Consider the following 20,618-nt stretch of genomic DNA (forward strand, 5'->3'; position numbering starts at 1 on the left):
GGGGGCAATTGATTTGAAGACAACAGATGAGAAAATTAAGATTCGTAATCATTGGTTCAAAATTATTTTAATTAGTTTAATAGCGCTTGTATTCATGTACAAGTTAGTGATTACTGAATTTACGTTTCATTTTTCAGACTTGCTAGCATTTCTTGTAGCTGTTTTTGCGATAGGGATCTGCAGTATGTTTTATGTGAAAGTAAATGAAGCACTTATGGCTTTTGTTTCTGCTGGAAAATCTGTAATACCGATGGCTAATAAAAATCAGTCCGTGTCAGAAGCACAAGAAGATAGAGTAGAAGAAGATTACATACAGGAATACATACAAGATGATGAAATCACATTAACAGAATCTGAAGAAGAAGAACTTGTTCGTGAATTATTATCTCATGAAGAACAGATCAAACGAATGAAACAAGTTCAGAATGAAGTTAAAAATCGCTTAGTAATAGAAGACCTTCATGAAGAAGATAAGAAAGATTATATAGACTATTTGCTGCAAAAAGAGAAAGAGATCTTGCTGGCAAAACAAGAGATTATTCGAATCACAACTTTATTAGAACCTTCAGAAGAGCAGGACGATGTAGAAGAAGAGTTTGAACAAGAATATATTGAAGAAGAATACATAGATGAAGAGACAGCTCAGACTGGAAACGCTAAAGATATTGTGCAGTTACTGGGCAAAGAGTTTGTATTAAATGCAAGTCTAGAGCAATTCAATCACAAGATGAGAGAAATTCAACACTCTATCACGATTGAAACGGCCAATCAATTAAAAGAACAGGGACTCATTGATCCATATTTCAATGTCACGCGTAAAGGATTGAAAGAATTTAGACGTGCTGCAAGAAAATTTAGCTACGGGGATGGAGTCAAATTCTTATCAAAAGTCGTGCAGCGTGGTAACCGATAATTTCATTCGAAAGCTAATAGACGCGAGAAACACGTTGTTCTGTTAGCTTTCTTCTATTTAAATTGAGATTTCATTTTATTGTCATTCTTAATTTTTGTTACTTTCCGAATCCCTGATACAATAAGCATAGATTGTTGTGAAGGAGCTTATTTTTATGTTTATTGTTGCTAAGGCTTTATTATATGTATGTTTTGCTTTATTGATGGGTTCTTTTATCTTGTATTCCGTTCCAAGACGAAATCGTCCGGAGATTTTTATATCGAAGAAGTTCATCTTGATTTTAATAGCATTAACACCACTGTTTGGAATTGGAGAACTTGTAAGACTTACGATGCATCTAGGAGAAGATTTCGGATATTGGTTGACGTTCCAGAATATTGTTTTTAGTTTTGAAGTAGGAAAAGGTTGGCTGTTCTTAACCGGAATTTCCGTTCTTTTGTTCTTCATGGTTTTATTTAATGATATAAAAGAAGATCGATTTTTTGCCGGATTAGCCGTCTTTTTGATAGCAGGTATGGGAGTTTCTGTTGGTTATGCGAGTCATGCGGCTAGTTTAGAATCGCTAGGATTCTTAGCACACTCTTTGCATTTTATAGCTGTAATCACATGGTCAGGGGTGCTTCTCGTAAGTGGTTATTTCAGCAAAGGGGAGGGACCAAGCCTTTCGTTCTACAAATGGTTCACTCCATTGGCAGTTGCCTGTTTAGCAACCGTTATCGGTGCTGGATTGTGGTTGATGAACTATATTGTTCCTGAGTATGTGAACAGTTATTTGTTAGACTATGGACAAGCATTGTTAATCAAACATGTTCTATTATTTATCATCGTGATTTATAGCCTTATCAACGGAATCTGGCTTAAAAAAAAATTAAAGAAAGGTATGACTGGATTAGCGCTTAACAAATGGATAAAAACAGAAGGAATCTTCTTGTTTCTTGCTTTTGTAGCAACAGCGTTGATGACTCAGCAAACTCCACCTCATGATGTAGCGGATACGTTAAAGATGGAGGATCCTTCTAAGCTGTTTACTTTTTCCACTGGTTTAATTCCTGGCGATAATCCGATGCTGTCAATTAGCTTCTCGATAATGAGTCTTGTTTGGCTGGCATTTGCTCTAGTACTTGTCTTATCTATGTTTGTCACGATAAAGCGAGACAAAAGTATGGTACTTGCAGTCGTCGCTTCTATCCTAGCAGCGAGCGCCATTTATTTAGCTATCATGTCTTCCGTTTCACTTTAAGAGTTCTAAAATAATCTAGGGGGTATTTAACCGTGGATGAAAAGTTACAGCAGCAACTGGACGGTTTAATAGAGAAATACGCTGAGCTTCTTTTGGGAACATCAGATTCAAAACATAAAGAAATGATAAAGTCGTATGCTCTATATTCGTTTATCGCTAAAAGTATGCCGCCATTAGTTAAGCATTGGAACGAAGAGTACCCAGATGCTAAGGATGCCATGAAAAATCTTGTTCAAGAGATTAAAGAATTGAATGAAAAGCACCGAAATCAAAAGAAATAAATAAGATGTAGCATGAGACAGTCATATAGACTGTCTTTTTGATTGCAAGCTATTCATTTTCTGCTACTATCGGTGATATGAAGGTAGTTACAGGTGGTGAGAGGACGTTTTCAGGTGGAACGGAAGGTGTTGGCGGTGAAACATTGTATTGTATCGGTGAAACTGAGCCATTTACCAGTGAACGTGTAAGAAATATAAAAACACATACCGTAAACATCACACCATATCAGTAGGCATGTTAAAACCACTATTTACATGAAAAATATTTTTAATATTGCAAAATCGACAATATTCGCAAAAAAAATGATATATTTAAAGCGGTTACAACAGAGAAAGAATTTAACCAATCTTATTTTATATTTTAAGGGTATTAGGGGGTAATTGGATTGGAACAACTTATGCGCAATTTTTTCTTATTTCTTGCTAAAAATAAATCGTTAACCAACCTTGCTAAAAGATACGGTCTACGTTTCGGAGCAGGTCGTTTTGTGGCAGGTGCAACACTTGATAGTTCTATATCTGCTATCAAACGTTTGAACGAAAAGGGAATGCCAGTTACGATCGATCATCTGGGTGAGTTTGTCGATAACGAACGCGAAGCAGCCGAAATGACTCAGCATTGTATAGATGCAATAAAAGCTATCAGCAAAGAAAAGCTGGATTCACAGCTTTCTTTAAAAATGACTTCCATGGGGCTAGACATTAGTGACGAACTTGTGTTGAGTAACATGAGAAAGATTATGGATGCAGCAACAAAACACAACGTTTTCATTACGATTGATATGGAAGACTATTCTCGTTGTGAAAAAACGCTTGAAATCTTCAAGATGCTAAAAAGTGAATATGATAACATTTCAACAGTTATCCAAGCTTATTTGTATCGCTCACTAGAAGATGTTCAAACGTTAGACGAATATCATCCGAACTTGCGATTAGTAAAAGGTGCTTACAAAGAACCGCAAACTGTCGCATACCCGGAAAAGAGCGATGTTGATAATAACTTTAAAAAGCTGATCGAAACTCATCTTTTAAACGGAAACTATACAGCGATTGCAACACATGATGATGAGATCATTCAATATACTAAAGACCTGGTTGAAAAACACAAGATTCCATATGATCAATTTGAGTTTCAGATGTTGTACGGAATTCGTGTAGAACGACAAGATCAGCTGATGCAAGAAGGCTACAAGATGCGAATCTATGTACCATACGGAAACGACTGGTATGGTTACTTCATGAGACGTCTTGCTGAACGTCCGGCAAACGTTGTGTTCGTATTAAAAGGTGTGTTTGGAAAATAAATAGTAGTATGCAAGAGGAGTCTGTCTTAAACACAGGCTCCTCTTTTTTATAGGTTGTTTTCTAAAGATTGTGCTTTTAATCCTTCTTTGACTGTTGATTGTATTGGAAGCGGCTCACCGCTCGCCCCGCTGAAAGCGAGCATCTGGAACGTAATCAATTACTTTCAAATGCAACAATGAATACGAAAGCCGTCTTTTTAACGAAGAACTTTGGCGACAATCCTTTAAATAAACCATAGGCATCACACCTGCATAAGATGGAAATAAAAGTTTACAAAAGAAAAAAACCTCAACTATTGCTAAAATTCAGAATATATTTTATATTGGATATAGGGTAACAAATTTTTTTATGGATAAAAAATGAATGAGTATTCATTCAATAAAGGAGGAAGACCATCTTGTCTCGTGAAATCCGTAAAGCTGCCGTACTGGGTTCTGGTGTAATGGGATCAGGCATAGCCGCTCATCTAGCAAACGTCGGAATACCAACATTACTATTGGATATTGTACCGCCTTCTTTAAGTGAAGAGGAAAAAGCAAAAGGGATCACTGAAGATCATCCTGCATTCCGCAACAAATTCACTCTATCTGCAACACAAAAACTATTAAAGCAAAAGCCCGCTCCACTTGCCGTGAAAGAAAATCTCGAATTAATCTCAATCGGTAACCTTACCGATGATCTTGAAAAATTAAAAGATGTAGACTGGATCATTGAGGTAGTTGTTGAACGCTTAGATGTGAAACAAAAACTTTTTGAAAAAGTAGATCAATATAGAAAACCTGGAAGCATCATCACTTCAAACACATCAGGCATCTCAATTCGTGCTATGGCTGAAGGACGTTCTGAAGATTTTAAAGCAAACTTTTTAGGAACGCACTTTTTCAATCCACCACGATACTTAAAGCTTCTTGAAATCATCCCTACAGAGGACACGAAACCAGAAGTTGTTCAATTCATGCGCAGTTTTGGTGAGAACGTGCTTGGTAAAGGTGTAGTTGAAGCAAAAGATACGCCTAACTTTATCGCGAACCGCATCGGAACATATGGACTGATGGTCACGATGCAAGAGATGATGAAACAAGGTTACAGTGTAGGTGAAGTAGACTCTGTTACGGGTCCATTAATCGGCCGTCCAAAATCTGCAACGTTTAGAACACTTGATGTTGTCGGGCTGGATACTTTCCTTCATGTTGCTAGAAATGTTTATGAGCAAGTTGACGGAAAAGAAAAAGAAGTGTTTGAGATACCTGATTTCTTAAACGAGATGGTGGACAAAGGATGGACTGGGAGCAAGACAGGTCAAGGCTTCTATCTGAAACAAAGAAGTAAAGCAGGCAGTGAAATCTTAGAGCTCGATCCAGCTACATTGGAATATAAACCGCGCTCCAAAATGAAAACAGCTACACTCGAAGCTGCAAAACAGATGAAGACAACAAACCAAAAAGTGAAAGCGCTTTTATATAGTGATGACCGTGCAGGAAAATTGTTATGGGACATTATTAAACCGGTTCTATTATATTCTGCAGAAAAATGTTATGAAATTGCTGATGACCTTGTCGCGATCGACCAAGCAATGAAATGGGGATTTGGATGGGAGCATGGTCCATTTGAGATTTGGGATGCGATCGGCGTACCTGAATCTGTAGAACGAATGAAATCTGAAGGAGAGACAATTCCTGGTTGGGTAGAAGAACTTCTTCAATCCGAGAAAAACTCTTTCTATACAAAAACAGAAGGTGATCGCTCTTACTATCACCACGGAAGCTATCTTCCTGTGGAAGAGAACAAAAAAGTTGTTCATTTGAGCCGTTTAAAAGAAAAAGGCAATGTGATCACAAAGAATGGTGGAGCAACACTAATCGATCTTGGTGATGATGTTGCGGGTCTTGAGTTCAATTCTCCAAATAATGCGATCGGACCTGAAATTATTATGATGCTTCATCAGGCGATCGATGAAGTAGAAAAGAATTATAAAGGGTTAGTGATTGGTAACCAAGGCAAGAACTTCTGTGTTGGTGCCAACTTGATGCTTATCCTCATGGAAGCACAAGATGACAATTTCTTTGAACTCGACATGATGGTTCGTCAATTCCAGCAAGCGATGGCAAGAGTTCGCTATAGTGCAAAACCTGTCGTTGCGGCTAACTTCGGAATGACGCTAGGTGGCGGAGTTGAAGTATCACTTCCTGCAGCAAGACTTCAAATGTCATCTGAAACGTATATGGGGCTTGTTGAAACGGGAGTTGGCTTAATTCCAGGTGGTGGCGGAAACAAAGAGCTTTACCTTCGTTTGTTAGAGCAGCTGCCAGAAGGTGCAAAGGGAGATCTGCAAAAAGTTGCGAACCAAGCTTTTGAAACGATTGCGATGGCTAAAGTTTCAACTTCCGCTCAAGAAGCACGTAAGCTAGGATTCTTACGAAATGAAGATAGCATCTCCGTAAATGGCGATCATCTCTTGCATGATGCTAAAACACAAGTGCTTGCGTTAGAAAGTGTTGGTTATACACCGCCTGTAAGAAAGAAGATTCCAGTGGTTGGTGAAGCAGGATATGCGACACTTGCACTAGGAGCACAGACGATGCACTTCAGCCAATACATTTCAGAGCACGATCTAAAGATCGCAAAGAAACTAGCCTTTGTTTTAGCTGGAGGAAGAGTACCAGAAGGAACTTTGGTAGACGAACAATACTTACTAGATTTGGAGAGGGAAGCATTCCTAAGTCTAGCTGGAGAACCAAAAAGCCAGGCAAGAATGCAGCACATGCTTGTTAAAGGCAAGCCGCTAAGAAACTAAGGGGGGAAGAACTCAATGTTAAAAGAGGCAGTAATAGTAGCAGGTGCTAGAACAGCAGTCGGTAAAGCGAAAAAAGGTTCTTTTGCACATATGAGACCAGACGAACTAGCAGCGGTAACCATTAAAGAAACGTTGAAACGTGCAGGTGATTATAACGGAGAGATTGATGATTTGATCATCGGATGTGCTGTTCCTGAAGCAGAACAAGGGATGAACATGGCTCGTTTGATCGGTGCTAGAGCAGGTTTACCTGAAACTGTACCAGCGATCACAATCAACCGTTTTTGTTCATCTGGTTTGCAAAGTATTGCGTATGGTGCAGAAAAAATCATGCTCGGTGCAGCGGAAGCCATTCTTGCAGGCGGAGCAGAATCGATGAGCCTTGTTCCTGTAGTAGGTCATGTTGTAAAGCCTAACCCTTACTTAGTTGAAACGGTGCCACAATATTACATGGGAATGGGTCATACAGCAGAAGAAGTAGCGAGACGCTTCGGTATCTCAAGACAAGATCAAGACGAATTTGCTGTAAGAAGTCATCAAAAAGCTGCAGCGGCGATTAAAGACGGCAAATTTAACGACGAGATCGTTCCTGTACATGTGATGAAACGCTGGTTAGATGAACAATCAAAGCTGGTGGAAAAAGAGATTGCTGTGTCTGTTGATGAAGGTGTACGTGCTGGAACAACCGTTGATGTACTTAGTAAACTTCGTCCGGCATTTACACCGACTGGTTCTGTAACAGCAGGTAACTCTTCACAAACAAGTGATGGCGCTGCGACGGTTCTTGTTATGAACAGAGAAAAAGCAGAAGCTGAAGGTTTAACGCCATTATTGAAATTCCGTTCTTTTGCAGTGGCTGGCGTAGCTCCAGACATTATGGGAGTCGGTCCTGTAGCAGCTATTCCGAAAGCGTTGAAAATGGCTGGGCTAGAACTTTCGGACATCGGCTTGTTCGAGTTGAATGAGGCATTTGCTTCTCAGAGCGTTCAAGTCATTCGTGAACTGAATCTTCCAGAAGACAAAGTAAACGTGAATGGTGGTGCTATTGCACTTGGCCATCCACTAGGTTGTTCAGGAACAAAACTAACACTAACTCTATTACACGAGATGAAGCGTCGTAACGAACAGTTCGGAGTTGTAACGATGTGTATCGGCGGTGGAATGGGGGCAGCAGGCGTATTTGAACTAGTAGGATAACGAGGAGGAGAAAGCATGTCGAATACAGCAGAAAAACAAATCATTGGTGGAAGCTTTTTAATAGAAGACATTTCCGCAGCAGATATTTATACACCTGAGGATTTTTCAGAAGAACACTTGATGATCGCAAAAACAACGGAAGATTTCGTTGTGAAAGAAGTTGTACCTCAACTTGAAAAGATGGAAGATCATGATTTTACCGTTTCCAGAAAGTTATTAACAAAAGCGGGAGAACTAGGACTTTTAGGAGCAGATGTACCTGAAGAGTATGGCGGCTTAGGTCTAGATAAAATTTCTTCTTCACTTATCACAGAAAAATTCGCTCGCGGGCGCGGTTTCTCAATCAGTTACGGAGCGCATGTAGGAATCGGCTCACTTCCTATCGTTCTTTTTGGAAATGAAGAGCAAAAGAAAAAATACTTACCTGAACTTGCAACAGGTGAAAAGATCGCAGCTTACGCATTAACTGAGCCAGGTTCTGGATCAGATGCACTTGGCGCAAGAACGACAGCAAAACTTAACGCTGAAGGCACTCATTACGTATTGAACGGTGAGAAGCAATGGATCACAAACTCTGCATTCGCTGACGTTTTCGTAGTATATGCAAAAATCGATGGTGAACAGTTCACAGCCTTCATCGTTGAAAGAGATTATAAAGGCGTTTCCACAGGACCAGAAGAGAAGAAGATGGGAATCAAAAGTTCTTCCACACGTACTCTTATCCTAGAAGATGTAGAAGTACCAAAGGAAAATCTTCTATGGGAAGCAGGAAAAGGGCATCTGATCGCCTTTAATATCCTGAACATCGGTCGTTACAAGCTCGCATTAGGATGTGTAGGGGCGGCAAAACGCGCATTCGAAGTATCTGTAAAATACGCGAACGAGCGTCAACAGTTCAAGCGTAAGATCAGTTCTTTTAGCCTTATTCAAGAAAAGCTTGCGAACATGGCTGTCCAAACGTATGCAGCTGAAAGTTCTGTATACCGCACAGTAGGTCTTTTTGAAAACCGTCTAGGCGCTCTATCTGAAGAAAAACAAAAAGATGGTCGTGAATTAGCAAAGGCAATCGCAGAGTATGCGATCGAATGTTCACTGAACAAAGTGTCAGCTTCAGAAGTGTTGGACTATGTAGTAGACGAAGGCGTTCAAATCCATGGTGGATACGGCTTTATGTCTGAATATGAGATCGAAGGTGCATACCGCGATTCTCGTATCAACCGTATCTTTGAAGGAACGAACGAGATCAACCGTTTGTTAGTACCAGGAACACTTGTAAAAAAAGCGATGAAAAACGAATTGCCACTTATTCAAAAAGCAACTCAGCTTCAACAAGAGCTTATGATGCTAATGCCTGTGGAAGTAGGTACGGAAAGCTTGGATCAAGAAAAATATCTTGTGTCTATGGCTAAGAAGATTTTCTTGATGACTGCTGGATTAACCGTTCAAAAGTTTGGACCTAAGTTAGAGCAAGAGCAAGAAGTATTATCAAACTTAGCCGATATCATTAGTGAAGTGTACAACATGGAATCTGTTCTCTTACGTACGGAAAAAGCTATCGAAAGATCTGGAGCTGAAAAGGCAAAACAAAAACTTCTATACACAGAAGTATATTGTCAAGAGGCGTTCAACCGCATCGAAGCTCACGCAAAAGAATCTATCATTGCTGTTGAAGAAGGCGACATGCTCCGCATGATGTTGTCCGCGTTAAAGAAACTGACGCGTCACACACCTATTAATGTGATTAAGAAGAAGCGCGAACTCGCGGTTCAGCTTCTTGAAGAAGAACGCTATATCGTTTAATTGATCGGTATTTATTTACGCTAACCTTCAAAATATCTTATCTTTCCCTCCTGCATTTTGTAGGAGGGCTTTTTTGTTAATAACAGGCTTGTGTTGTAGTTGATTTACGTTTGAGGTACTCGCTTCAAGTGGATCAGGCAATCCACAAATTTATGAAGTTTATCCACGAATTTTAGCTTCCAATCCAAAAGTTTTGGTAGTTTATCCGCGAGTCTACAATCTTCGACAATTGCCAACTCTGATTATACCCTCTGTCCATAAAAAGGGAGCAACCTAAAACAGGATCTCGTTTTCAACATCTGATAAAACAAATTAACAACGTGCAGAATTTCTTGTTTTATTGGTAACACTAGTTTGTGGTACTATGAGAAGGGGTGATATAATGCTACTGAAAGTGTATGAATATCCAAAATGCTCAACTTGCCAAAAAGCAAAAAAATGGCTAAAAGAAAACGATGTAGCCTTTGAGCCTATACATATTGTGGAGAACCCGCCTTCTGCTGATGAACTGAAGAAATTGATCGATCTTAGTGGTTTAGAGATCAAAAAATTCTTTAATACGAGCGGCATGAAGTATCGTGAGTTGGGTATGAAAGAGAAGATGAAAACAGCTACAGAAGAAGAGCTGCTTGAAATCTTAGCCAGTGATGGCATGCTGATCAAAAGGCCGATCGCGACAAACGGCAAAGAGGTTACAGTAGGATTTAAAGAAGAGCAGTTCGAAAACACATGGAAAAAATAACATTGTTACTGACTATAATAAATTAATTATTGTAGTTATTATAAAACCAAGAAAAGCTGGAGGGATTACACATGGAATTTCCAAAAGAATTACGCTATTCAGAAGAGCATGAGTGGACAAAAACAGAAGAAGGCAATAAAGTTCGTATCGGTATTACAGCATTTGCTCAAGACGAACTAGGAGATATCGTGTTCGTTGAACTTCCTGAAGTAGGAGACGAACTTACTGCGGACGAGCCTTTCGGAAGCGTAGAATCGGTTAAGACTGTATCTGAATTGTATGCGCCTGTTTCTGGAAAAGTTGTAGAAGTAAATGCAGACCTTGATGATAGCCCTGAACTTGTTAACGAGTCTCCATATGAAAAAGCTTGGATGGTTGTTGTAGAACTTTCAGATGCTTCTGAGGTTGAAAAGTTAATGACTGCAGAGCAGTACGAAGAATTAATTAAAGAAGATTAATGAAATCAATCCCTTCAGGAAAGAATAGACATACTGCTATTCTTTTTTGGAGGGATTTTTATGAACCAAGATAAACGAGATGTTACATCAAGGGTTTTTGGTAAAATGAAGGGCGGATCTATGTCCCTTTATTTGGATAAGGATGAAATTGGACAGATCCGCTTTACAAACCAAGGAAACATGTATGAGATGGCTGAGGGTTTTGAATTTGATGCTGACAAGATTTATAAACGTGAAAAGCCTGTAGAATTACCGAATCCTACAAAGTATGTAGATGAATGTGATAAAGGTTGGTGCTAAATTCAACACAATGAGGATGATGTCAACGAGATACTTTGGCAATCATCCTCTTTTTCATATTAATTTAGTTTGTTTCGTTCAGCACTGCCGCCTTTCGATCCGATCTTTTGATAGAAACTTTTATCCTGATTTTGGGAAGTAGCCGTACCCCCTTTTTTACCGATTTCTTGATAAAACGTCTTATTATGTGTGTTAGAGGTAGAACTGCCACCTTTTCTACCGATTTCTTGGAAGAAAGTTGTGCTATGTTTTTTTGATGTGGAGGTACCGCCCTTTTTTCCAATCTGTTGATAGAATTCTTTCCCGCGTGATTTGGCTGTTTTTTCTCCGCCTAATCTGCCTGCATCAGCTCGGCTCATTTTAGGTTCTGTTTTTGCCATGAGATGACTCCTCCAATATTCGTTTTATGTCTCCTGAATTCCCTTTATTAACAAGGTGTCAAACGCGATTGGGGAGAATTAGTACAAAACGCATACATCAAATACAAATAGGTAGGAAAATAGGAAAAAGGGGTATAGTAATAAAGAACATCTCTTGCAGGATTTTAATAAAATAAAGCAAATATATAATCTAAGCGATGCATTCATTTTATAGTCTTCAAAGTATAGGAGAGATGAGTAATGAATGAAATCAAAAACAAAGTAATCATTGTCGAAGGTAAATCAGATAAGGATAAGTTAGCTGCAATCCTGGATGAACCGGTTGAAATTATTTGTACGAATGGAACTTTAGGTTTGGATAAATTAGAAGAGTTGGCATTAGCCATTGAAGATCGGGATGTTTATATCCTGGTTGACGCAGATGATGCTGGTCATAAACTAAGAAAGCAACTGCAACGTGAATTACCGAATGCGGAGCATTTATATATTAATAAGATGTACAGAGAAGTTGCAAAAACACCTCTGATGTACCTAGCAAAGGTATTGGTAGGTGCACACTTTAATATTCAAAAGAATTGTTTAGGATAAGCCATGAAAAAAAATTGGTACAGTCTTATAACTGCCTTTTGCTTGATTAGTGGTTGTAGTCCTTTAAATAAAGATGAAATAAATACATCTTCCAAAGATGTTATTAGCACAAAGTTAAATATCCCTTGGCAGATAAACAGTACCCCAAAACAAATGTGGATCAGTGAACGAACTGGGGGGCTTGTTTTATTAGGCTCGAATCAAAAAAAGACCTCTTATTCCCCAATATTTTCTGAAGCTTTGGCTGATGGTGGGGAAGGAGGTTTTCTTGGCTTTCTTTTAGACCGAAATTACGAAAGCAATAAAATAGCTTACGGATATTACACGTATGAAAAGTCGGATCGTTTAGTAAATCGAGTGGTTGAGATGCGTTTTGAGAATGATGAATGGAAAGAGAGCAGAATCCTTCTTGATGATATTCCTGGTGGCTACACACACAATGGTGGAAGAATGGAGTGGGGACCAGATCAAAAGCTTTATATAACAACGGGAGATAGCGGAGAAGAGGATCTCTCTCAAAGTTTAGAAAGCCTGGCTGGGAAAATTCTAAGAATCAATAAAGATGGTTCTGTTCCAGAAGATAATCCATTCTATCCTTCTCCGATCTATACATACGGTCATCGTAATCCACAAGGAATGACATGGGATGAAAAAGGCACGATGTTTGCTGCGGAACATGGATCATCAAACTATGATGAGATCAATAAAATTCAGCCGGGAAAAAATTATGGATGGCCGCTTATTCGCGGAGATGAAGAGAAGGATGGCTTAGAATCACCATGGGTTCACTCGGGAAATGATACGTGGGCACCTTCTGGCATCGACTATAATAATGGGTACCTATATGTGGCAGCTCTTAGAGGAGAAAAAGTTATGAAGGTAAGTACTTCCTCGAAAAAGATAACCTCAATTGTTTCCAATGAAGGACGGATTCGTGATATCCTTATTGATGAAAACAAAATGTTTGTTGTAACGAACAACAAAGATGGAAGAGGGCAACCATCAAGTGAAGACGATGTGTTGCTAACTGTATCACTAGAAAAAAAGTAATGGAGTAATACCATGAAAGAAATCAATCGGAAAAATTGGGAAACCGTTATCGAACAGTCGCTGCAAAATCCATATTTTTTGTATCTTGAAACTCCGCTTTGCGGAACTTGTAAGATGGGGAAGAAAATGTTTGAGGTTGCAGTCGAAACGATACGCGTTCAAAAAGACGAAAATATAGCGGTAGGTGTTAGCAATATTAATGAGATGCCAGAGCTTGCTGCCAAATATGGAGTAACCAGCGTTCCATGTTTACTCATTCTTTCAAGAGGAATTGCTATTGATCGTATTTATGCGCTTCAATCTGCGGGAAATATCTACAAATCCATGTTAAAACTAGTGGAAAAGGAATATAAAGGGTAAATAAAATGTGGGATCCACCCCACATTTTTTAATTTATCGCCTAATTCTACAAAAATTTATGTTTTTCGGGGGTTAATCCTAAAGAAAAATATGGGAATTTAATGTCGCGAACACGTCCTTTTGTAACAATTAAGGGTGTGTTTTTTTATTTTAAAATAACGCTGATGACTTTGATAGAGGGGTTTTTAAGGGGTATAGGTGAATTATCAGTTTGTTTTGCCAATTCAGTACTTTAACGATAACGTCACAAATGTTACGGGCGTTGTAATATTGTTATAGAACTGTATCCTACAAATGTCAAAAGTCATGGTATAAATGAATAGGAGAGCTTGTTTGCATGTTTGCTCCCTAGCTTATTGTGGTAAATAAGAATGATTTTATTTTTAAAATAAAAATATACGATTCACTAATAAACGAAACAAAAGCAAAGCAATTTTTAAACCGAGGTGATTGATAATCATGGCATCTTTAAATTTAAATGCAGTATTCCCGATTGCAAAAAATAAATTATCGAGCAATAAATTAACAAGCATAGAAGATAAAGTTCTAACGATCCAAGAAAAAGACGATGAGAAACTTAGAAATGAACTTATTGGTGATTACCAACCATTCATTAAAAAAGTAACTTCTAAAGTGTGCAGTCAATATATAGATCGTACGATGGACGAGTTTAGTGTAGGTCTTTTTGCTTTCAACGAAGCGATTGATCAATACCAAGAAGGGCAAGGCAGCCGTTTCTTGTCTTTTGCTGATATGGTTATTAGACGCAGAGTCATCGATTATATCCGTAAAGAAGTCCGTCAGAACAGACTGATCTTTCTACAACCGGATGAAGAGGATGAAGAAGGCCGTTTAGAAGAAAGTTACGCAGAGCAAAAAGCTGCAATGGATCATTTTGAAGACCAGATTCAAGTGGAGAATCGTGTTTATGAGATCGAAGAGTACCAAAAGTTATTAAAGACTTTCGGATTAAATTTTAAAGTTCTAAGTAAACACTGTCCAAAACATGTAGATGCACGTGAAAATGCGAAAGAGATTGCTCGTCTTTTAGCTGAAAATGAAGAACTTGCCGCGTTCTTAAAAGAAAAAAAGCAATTACCAATAAAAGATTTATTAAATATGGTATCCTGTAGTCGTAAAACCATAGAGAGAAATCGAAAGTATATAATAGCAGTTTCACTTATATATTTAGGCGATTTTCAAGCGCTGAAATCATACATTCAGCCATAAGGTGAGGTAAATAAGGTTACTTGGCAAGGGAATGGGATGTTCTCTTGCCTGTAATTTATACTGATCCTGCTACATGCGGGAGGGATACCATTGAAGAACGGCAGCGGCATCGTTATTGAAGTTCAGAATAAAAAAGCAACTCTTCTTATGAAGGACGGAACCTTCGTTACAGTAAGAGTACCAGCAGGAAAAAGACCTCTTGTAGGAAATGAGTACCAGGCTTCTTATTTTTCAAACAAAAAAAGAAGTCTTTTTGTGTTGCCATCCATTTCGTTTTCAGTCGCAGTATTAATTGCCTTTCTTTTTCTTTCAGGTCTAATGCCTAATAGCAGTCATTCTGCTGCGGCTGCTTATGTTAGTTTTGATATCAATCCCAGCCTTGAGGTTGGCGTTGATGATGAAATGAGAGTCGTTGAAATGGATGCTTTTAACGATGAAGCAAAACAGATCATAAAGAAATATAATTTTTCTACAGATGATCGTATGCCGTTTGAAGTATTTGCAGATCAACTGATCAAAGCCTATCAGACAGAAGGTTATATGGAAGAGAATCAATCCATGCTGATCACTACTGTTACTGATAAAACAAGTGATAATAAAACAAAGCAGGAACTAGATCATGCGTTGAATTCTATCGTTAAGAAAGCGGTTGTTCAGTATCCTGTAGCCATTACTGTTTCTGAAACAAACGAAGAAGTACGAGATAAAGCCAAACAATTAGGTGTATCATCAGGTAAATATACAGCCTTCCAAGAAGCTACAAAGAACGATAAACACCTTAAAGAAGAAAGAATTAAAGAAGTGAAGTTTCAAGAACTCAAAGTGAATGCGACTTCTTCTAAGGACATTAAATCCGTTCCACATCCTCGGAAAATAAAGGTTGCACCACATGAGGTCAAGGCTAAGCCTGTAAATAATCACGGGACAAAATTAGATAACCGCAGCTCGGCTAATCCACCTCGAGAAAACTTTGTTAAGCCTAAAAAGCATTTGAATGAAAAACATAATAATGAAGCGCGAGAAAAAAGAAATAAGGTTATTAAGAAAAAAGAACATAAGCAACAAAAAGAGCAAAGGGTAGAACCGAAGACGATGAATTATCCAAAAAAGGATAGGAAGTCTGATCAGCCAAAAGAACACAAAAAAGAAAACAAAATGCAAGATCAGAACCACAACAGAGAAAAGAACGAATATGATCGTAAGCAAGATAATCAGAGACACCAATGGGATAATGAAAGACATCATAAAGATGATCAAAGACATTCCAAGAAAAAGCATGATGAGAAGCAAGAAAAGAAACATAAGCACTAATTATGAAATAACCTGTCGTAAAAGCAGTTACGATTTATTGTAGCTGTCGAAGGGTTTATAAAGGTATATGAATATTCCTCTAGAATCGGTGAAGTAACAACCAATTCGGGGGGATTTTTAATGTTGGATATTCGTTACTTTGAAAGTCAAATCGCCAAAAGTCCATATCTTTCTCTTTATAATATTCCTGTTAAGCCCAGCTTTAAGTGTAATGACGAGACCACGCTGAAAATAGAATATAGAGAAGGAGAGAGGAACAGAACAGTAACGTTTACAGGGAATCCGAAATATCTATCCATGCTGCTTGAAGGAAAAATGAAGCTAAGCACATTATTGAGACAAGAGATGATCGAGTTTCAAGGTACACTGAGACAACGCTTAAAATGGGAAGCCATTTTTTACTTGAGTTCCCATTGGGAAGAGATCTCTGCGGGCGTATTAGTTCGAACTGCTAAAAATATTTGACACGAATCGACAAGGATGATAATATTCTTCACAGTGATTCAAATAAGCATCGCTTTAACTTAATAAAGTAACACTTTTTTACTTATCACGAGAGGTGGAGGGACTGGCCCTATGAAACCCGGCAACCGCTAGATCATTGCATTCTTATGAATGATGAACTAGAAAGGTGCCAATTCCTGCAAGGCTTTAAGTAGTCTTGGGAGATGAGGAGAACGTGCATAGAATATAATATGCCTTTCTGCTCATATTGAAGCAGAGAGGCATTTTTTGTTTGGTTGTTTTTAAAAGAATTCCTTTTGGGTATTCTCTACATCATCTTTGAAAAGCTGATTGTAGTGTAAGGTGCGAGACTCCTGGGGGATCAGCGGGACAGGTGAGACACCTAAAGAGCGAAGCACAGTGTGGCTCACCGCACGCCCCCCGGAAAGCGAGCGACCTGAAACGGAAATCAGCCACTTTTAAAAACAACTCTGATTACTGAAAGAAAGCATTATTTTAGATAAGAAATGAGGTAAGAAACTTGATTAATTTACAGTCAGTCCGTAAAGTCTTTCAAACCAAAGATGGTGAAGTAAAGGCTGTTGATACGGTAGATTTAAACATAAAGCAAGGAGAAATATACGGAATCATCGGTTATAGTGGTGCAGGTAAAAGCACACTGATTCGAATCCTTAACATGCTAGAGCGTCCTACTAGCGGTACGGTTACGATCGGCGGCAAAAACATGTCTGAACTGTCACCGAAAAAATTAAGAGAGGCAAGGCAAGAAATCTCAATGATCTTTCAGCACTTTAACTTGTTATGGTCTCGCACAGTTAGAGAAAACATTGCGTTTCCACTTGAAATAGCGGGTTATCCAAAAGCTAAGATCAAACAACGCGTTGATGAGTTGATCGACCTTGTTGGATTGGAAGGTCGTGGTGGTTCCTATCCGTCACAGCTAAGTGGTGGACAAAAGCAGCGTGTAGGTATTGCGCGTGCCCTTGCTAATGAGCCGAAAGTACTCTTATGTGATGAAGCAACTTCAGCACTTGATCCTAAAACAACCGACAGCATCCTGGATCTGCTGGTTGAGATCAATCAAAAGTTAGATCTGACAATCGTTCTTATTACACATGAGATGCACGTGATCAGAAAAATCTGTCACCGTGTTGCTGTAATGGAACAGGGGAGAGTCGTAGAAGAAGGCGATGTATTAAATGTCTTCAAGAACCCGACAGAACCAATCACGAAGGATTTTGTGAAACAAGTAACAGAACCTGAAGAAACAGTAGATACGATTAAACAATTCATTTCTGAATTTCCTGAGGGACGAATCGTTCAGCTGACTTTTATAGGTGGACGAGCAGGTCAACCATTAATTACGGAACTGATTCGTAAGTATGAAGTGGATGTTAATATTCTTCAAGGAAAGATTACACAAACTCAGAATGGACCTTACGGGACGTTGTTTATTCAGATAAAAGGTACAGAATCTGCACTAGCTCGTGCTATGGAGTTCTTAAACAGTGTGCAGGTTGAAGTAGAGGTGATTCATAATGCTTAGTACATGGTTCCCAAACGTACAGTGGGACGTTCTATTAGAAGCGACAAAAGAAACATTGTATATGTCTGCTATCTCAGTAGTCATTACATTTTTTCTAGGGCTTGCCCTTGGTTTGGCGTTATTTTTAACGTCTCCTGGAAACCTGTGGGGAAATAAGTTCTTAAATAGTGTCATTGCCATAATCGTTAACGTATTTCGGTCGATTCCGTTTATTATCTTGATCATCTTATTGATTCCATTTACACGCTTGATCGTAGGAACGATGTTAGGCGCTGAAGCAGCTCTACCTGCTCTTATAGTAGGTGCTGCACCATTTTATGCACGTATGGTAGAGATCGCTTTGAGAGAGATTAATAAAGGGGTAATCGAAGCAGCGAAATCAATGGGTGCTACAAACGCTCAGATTATCTTTAAAGTTCTTATTCCAGAAAGTACGCCGGCTCTTGTTTCAGGAATCACTGTTACTGCCATCGCACTAGTAAGTTATACGGCAATGGCTGGAGTTGTTGGTGCTGGTGGTTTAGGAAACTTGGCTTACATGGAAGGTTATCAAAGAGACAACGCGGATGTGACGTTGATTTCAACAGCACTCATATTAGTTATCGTCTTTGTCATCCAGTGGATCGGTGATCGAATTACAACTTCGTTAGATAAGAGATAATTGTTTTTGACAACAAGGAGGAAGTTCATATGAAAAAAGTATTAACTGTTCTTGTATTAACCGTTCTTGTTGCAGCACTTGCTGCTTGCGGGAACAAAACAGAAGGCGGAATCAGCGACGAGAAGATCGTAGTAGGTGCATCGAACGTACCACATGCTGAAATCCTAGAAGAAGCAAAACCTCTTTTGAAAGAAAAAGGAATTGAACTTGAGATTAAAACGTTTCAAGATTATGTATTGCCAAACAAATCTTTAGATGAAAAAGAAATCGGTGCGAACTACTTTCAGCACGTTCCATATCTAGAGTCTCAAATGAAAGACCATGGATACAAATTTGAGAACGCGGGTGGCATCCACCTTGAGCCGATTGGTATCTATTCTAAAAAATACAAATCACTGGATGAACTGCCTGAAGGCGCAACGATCATCATGTCTAACTCTGTAGCAGATCACGGCCGTATGCTTGGCTTACTTGAAAAAGAAGGCTTGATCAAAGTGAAAGAAGGTGCCGGAGCAGAGGCACAGATTAAAGATGTTGTTGAAAATCCTAAGAAGCTTAAATTTAAAGCAGACGTTGATGCTGGGATGCTTCCAAAAGCATATAAGAACGGTGAAGGCGATGCGGTTCTAATCAACACAAACTACGCGATCGATGCTGGATTAAATCCTCAAAAAGATGCGATCGCATTAGAAGGATCTGACTCTCCATTCGTAAACATTATCGCAGTACGTGAAGGAGATAAAGACAAGAAATCTGTTAAAGCGCTAGTAGAAGCTCTTCGTTCTAAAGAGATTCAAGATTTCATCAAGAAGAAATATGAAGGTGCGGTTGTGCCGGTAACGAAATAATTCTTTAAGAGAACTGACTTTGATGTTAAAGTCAGTTCTTTTTTTGAGTAAAAATTGATCAACAACACTTTATAGACCTTCAAACTAACTTATAGACCATGCAATTCCATTTCTAGACCTTTAAACTTTATTTTTAGGCCTACAAATTTTTTTATAGTCCTTTAAAATCATTTATAGGCTTTTCGACAAAAAACTTACGAATGTTTATTACATAACCCACTTCTGAATAACTCATACTAAACCTGTTTACTATTTTGACAGGAGTGAATGAAATGAAACAAGAAGAGCAGCCGTTACCAGGATCGAACTCAACACAATATCACCTAATCCGCTATAAAGAAGGATTAGGAAAATACAATGAGAACATGCCTGAACTTACACATGCTTATAATGAATTTACCCGCCATTGCTTTAAAGAGGGCGAGATTTCAGAGAAGTATAAGCAGTTGATCGCGTTAGGTATCAGCATCTATTCGCAAGATGAGTACTGCATCATCTATCATACAAAAGGATGTTTAGATCAAGGGTGTTCAGAAAATGAAATTCTTGAGGCTATAGGAGTTTCTGCTGCATTTGGTGGTGGAGCCGCTATGAGTCAAGGTGTAACCCTCGTTCAAGAGTGCATTAAGGAACTAAATAAACCTCGTCATTAATGGAATGTCTAATTTCCACACTTTTCATGTTTTGAAATCATCCTAAGAAGGTAATGGAAGTAATGTAGCGCATTTAGCAGGATAACATAGAACGTCACATCTGTTTTCAATAGGAATCATTATGCACGTGTATGCAGGGTGAATTCACTCGGATAACGGATTGAGCAAAATATGTGTTGCTGATACGCTAACATTAGTAAATAACTTTAACTTTGAAAGGATTGATTCATTATCCACCCCATTAAAGTAAAACATACGTCCGAGATGGAAAAAGCAATGCACCAGTCACATGGCTGTGGTTTTGCAGAGTATGAGAGGGATTTGGAAAAAAGGTTAGACGTTGAGAAGGTGCGAGATAAGGAATACAAAAAAGGATTAGAAATAGCGGCAGATGCAAATAGAAACCATACGCCGTAACATATGAACTTAAAATTACAAAAGGCTGATTCATAAGGTGGTTTACTGCCTCATGAGTCAGCCTTTTTTCAAATAGTAA

At 38.7% G+C, this 20,618-nt stretch carries 23 protein-coding genes and 1 riboswitch; of the genes, 22 read left to right on the plus strand and 1 reads right to left on the minus strand.

Features of this window, described 5'->3' with window-relative positions:
- Positions 1 to 13: 13 nt before the first annotated feature.
- The 11 genes from FS458_RS04545 to FS458_RS04590 all read left to right on the plus strand — a co-directional run bounded on the left by FS458_RS04545 (position 14) and on the right by FS458_RS04590 (position 11,030).
- Entirely contained in the window at positions 14 to 913 is a 900-nt protein-coding gene (locus tag FS458_RS04545; protein ID WP_144698232.1) for a hypothetical protein, read from the plus strand.
- 154 nt (positions 914 to 1,067) lie between these two features.
- A complete protein-coding gene (locus FS458_RS04550; RefSeq protein WP_144698234.1) occupies positions 1,068 to 2,153 on the plus strand; it encodes a copper resistance D family protein in 1,086 nt (361 codons plus the stop codon).
- A 32-nt stretch (positions 2,154 to 2,185) separates the two neighbouring features.
- Positions 2,186 to 2,434: a DUF2573 family protein gene (locus FS458_RS04555; RefSeq protein WP_144698236.1), complete on the plus strand. Its 249-nt coding sequence runs from the start codon at positions 2,186 to 2,188 to the stop codon at positions 2,432 to 2,434.
- A 77-nt stretch (positions 2,435 to 2,511) separates the two neighbouring features.
- Positions 2,512 to 2,667, plus strand: coding sequence for a hypothetical protein (locus tag FS458_RS20560; protein ID WP_186320446.1), 156 nt, complete (start codon positions 2,512 to 2,514; stop codon positions 2,665 to 2,667).
- Between the two features lie 153 nt (positions 2,668 to 2,820).
- Positions 2,821 to 3,738, plus strand: coding sequence for a proline dehydrogenase family protein (locus FS458_RS04560; RefSeq protein ID WP_144698238.1), 918 nt, complete (start codon positions 2,821 to 2,823; stop codon positions 3,736 to 3,738).
- A gap of 398 nt (positions 3,739 to 4,136) precedes the next feature.
- The gene (locus FS458_RS04565; RefSeq protein ID WP_144698240.1) at positions 4,137 to 6,533 is read left to right on the plus strand and encodes a 3-hydroxyacyl-CoA dehydrogenase/enoyl-CoA hydratase family protein; all 2,397 of its coding nucleotides are present in this window, start codon (positions 4,137 to 4,139) and stop codon (positions 6,531 to 6,533) included.
- Positions 6,534 to 6,548: 15 nt separating this feature from the next.
- Positions 6,549 to 7,730 carry an acetyl-CoA C-acetyltransferase gene (locus FS458_RS04570; protein ID WP_144698242.1) on the plus strand — a complete coding sequence of 394 codons (1,182 nt, stop codon included), beginning with the start codon at positions 6,549 to 6,551 and terminating at the stop codon, positions 7,728 to 7,730.
- 15 nt (positions 7,731 to 7,745) lie between these two features.
- Positions 7,746 to 9,530 carry an acyl-CoA dehydrogenase family protein gene (locus tag FS458_RS04575; RefSeq protein WP_144698245.1) on the plus strand — a complete coding sequence of 595 codons (1,785 nt, stop codon included), beginning with the start codon at positions 7,746 to 7,748 and terminating at the stop codon, positions 9,528 to 9,530.
- 382 nt (positions 9,531 to 9,912) lie between these two features.
- Entirely contained in the window at positions 9,913 to 10,272 is a 360-nt protein-coding gene (locus FS458_RS04580; RefSeq protein ID WP_144698247.1) for an arsenate reductase family protein, read from the plus strand.
- 71 nt (positions 10,273 to 10,343) lie between these two features.
- Positions 10,344 to 10,730, plus strand: a complete 387-nt coding sequence (gcvH, locus tag FS458_RS04585) for a glycine cleavage system protein GcvH (RefSeq protein WP_066397386.1) — start codon at positions 10,344 to 10,346, stop codon at positions 10,728 to 10,730.
- Positions 10,731 to 10,790: 60 nt separating this feature from the next.
- Positions 10,791 to 11,030 carry a YusG family protein gene (locus tag FS458_RS04590; RefSeq protein ID WP_144698249.1) on the plus strand — a complete coding sequence of 80 codons (240 nt, stop codon included), beginning with the start codon at positions 10,791 to 10,793 and terminating at the stop codon, positions 11,028 to 11,030.
- Positions 11,031 to 11,089: 59 nt separating this feature from the next.
- Here FS458_RS04590 and FS458_RS04595 read toward each other — a convergent pair whose 3' ends face one another.
- Positions 11,090 to 11,410 carry a general stress protein gene (locus tag FS458_RS04595; protein WP_137791763.1) on the minus strand — a complete coding sequence of 107 codons (321 nt, stop codon included), beginning with the start codon at positions 11,408 to 11,410 and terminating at the stop codon, positions 11,090 to 11,092.
- A gap of 240 nt (positions 11,411 to 11,650) precedes the next feature.
- Between FS458_RS04595 and FS458_RS04600 the strand changes: the two genes are divergently transcribed.
- From FS458_RS04600 to FS458_RS20565, 11 genes are all read left to right on the plus strand, one after another.
- Positions 11,651 to 11,998 carry a toprim domain-containing protein gene (locus FS458_RS04600; RefSeq protein WP_066397377.1) on the plus strand — a complete coding sequence of 116 codons (348 nt, stop codon included), beginning with the start codon at positions 11,651 to 11,653 and terminating at the stop codon, positions 11,996 to 11,998.
- A 3-nt stretch (positions 11,999 to 12,001) separates the two neighbouring features.
- Positions 12,002 to 13,048, plus strand: a complete 1,047-nt coding sequence (locus tag FS458_RS04605) for a PQQ-dependent sugar dehydrogenase (RefSeq protein WP_144698251.1) — start codon at positions 12,002 to 12,004, stop codon at positions 13,046 to 13,048.
- A gap of 12 nt (positions 13,049 to 13,060) precedes the next feature.
- A complete protein-coding gene (locus FS458_RS04610) occupies positions 13,061 to 13,408 on the plus strand; it encodes a thioredoxin family protein (protein ID WP_144698253.1) in 348 nt (115 codons plus the stop codon).
- A 459-nt stretch (positions 13,409 to 13,867) separates the two neighbouring features.
- A complete protein-coding gene (gene sigI, locus FS458_RS04615) occupies positions 13,868 to 14,638 on the plus strand; it encodes an RNA polymerase sigma-I factor (protein ID WP_144698255.1) in 771 nt (256 codons plus the stop codon).
- Between the two features lie 90 nt (positions 14,639 to 14,728).
- Positions 14,729 to 15,949, plus strand: coding sequence for an anti-sigma-I factor RsgI family protein (locus tag FS458_RS04620; protein ID WP_144698257.1), 1,221 nt, complete (start codon positions 14,729 to 14,731; stop codon positions 15,947 to 15,949).
- A 120-nt stretch (positions 15,950 to 16,069) separates the two neighbouring features.
- Positions 16,070 to 16,414, plus strand: a complete 345-nt coding sequence (locus FS458_RS04625) for a hypothetical protein (protein ID WP_144698259.1) — start codon at positions 16,070 to 16,072, stop codon at positions 16,412 to 16,414.
- 79 nt (positions 16,415 to 16,493) lie between these two features.
- Positions 16,494 to 16,624: riboswitch (SAM riboswitch) on the plus strand.
- 310 nt (positions 16,625 to 16,934) lie between these two features.
- The gene (locus FS458_RS04630) at positions 16,935 to 17,960 is read left to right on the plus strand and encodes a methionine ABC transporter ATP-binding protein (protein WP_144698261.1); all 1,026 of its coding nucleotides are present in this window, start codon (positions 16,935 to 16,937) and stop codon (positions 17,958 to 17,960) included.
- Positions 17,953 to 18,621, plus strand: coding sequence for a methionine ABC transporter permease (locus FS458_RS04635; RefSeq protein WP_137791770.1), 669 nt, complete (start codon positions 17,953 to 17,955; stop codon positions 18,619 to 18,621). The genes FS458_RS04630 and FS458_RS04635 overlap by 8 nt, the downstream gene beginning before the upstream one ends.
- Positions 18,622 to 18,650: 29 nt before the next feature.
- Positions 18,651 to 19,469: a MetQ/NlpA family ABC transporter substrate-binding protein gene (locus FS458_RS04640; RefSeq protein WP_144698263.1), complete on the plus strand. Its 819-nt coding sequence runs from the start codon at positions 18,651 to 18,653 to the stop codon at positions 19,467 to 19,469.
- A gap of 272 nt (positions 19,470 to 19,741) precedes the next feature.
- The gene (locus tag FS458_RS04645; RefSeq protein WP_144698265.1) at positions 19,742 to 20,122 is read left to right on the plus strand and encodes a carboxymuconolactone decarboxylase family protein; all 381 of its coding nucleotides are present in this window, start codon (positions 19,742 to 19,744) and stop codon (positions 20,120 to 20,122) included.
- 276 nt (positions 20,123 to 20,398) lie between these two features.
- Complete coding sequence (locus FS458_RS20565; protein ID WP_186320635.1) at positions 20,399 to 20,539, plus strand: hypothetical protein; 141 nt, start codon at positions 20,399 to 20,401, stop codon at positions 20,537 to 20,539.
- The last annotated feature ends 79 nt before the right edge of the window (positions 20,540 to 20,618 follow it).

Origin of the sequence: Fictibacillus phosphorivorans (assembly GCF_007673525.1) — a bacterium.
In the GTDB taxonomy this organism is placed as follows: Bacteria; Bacillota; Bacilli; order Bacillales; family Fictibacillaceae; genus Fictibacillus; species Fictibacillus phosphorivorans_C.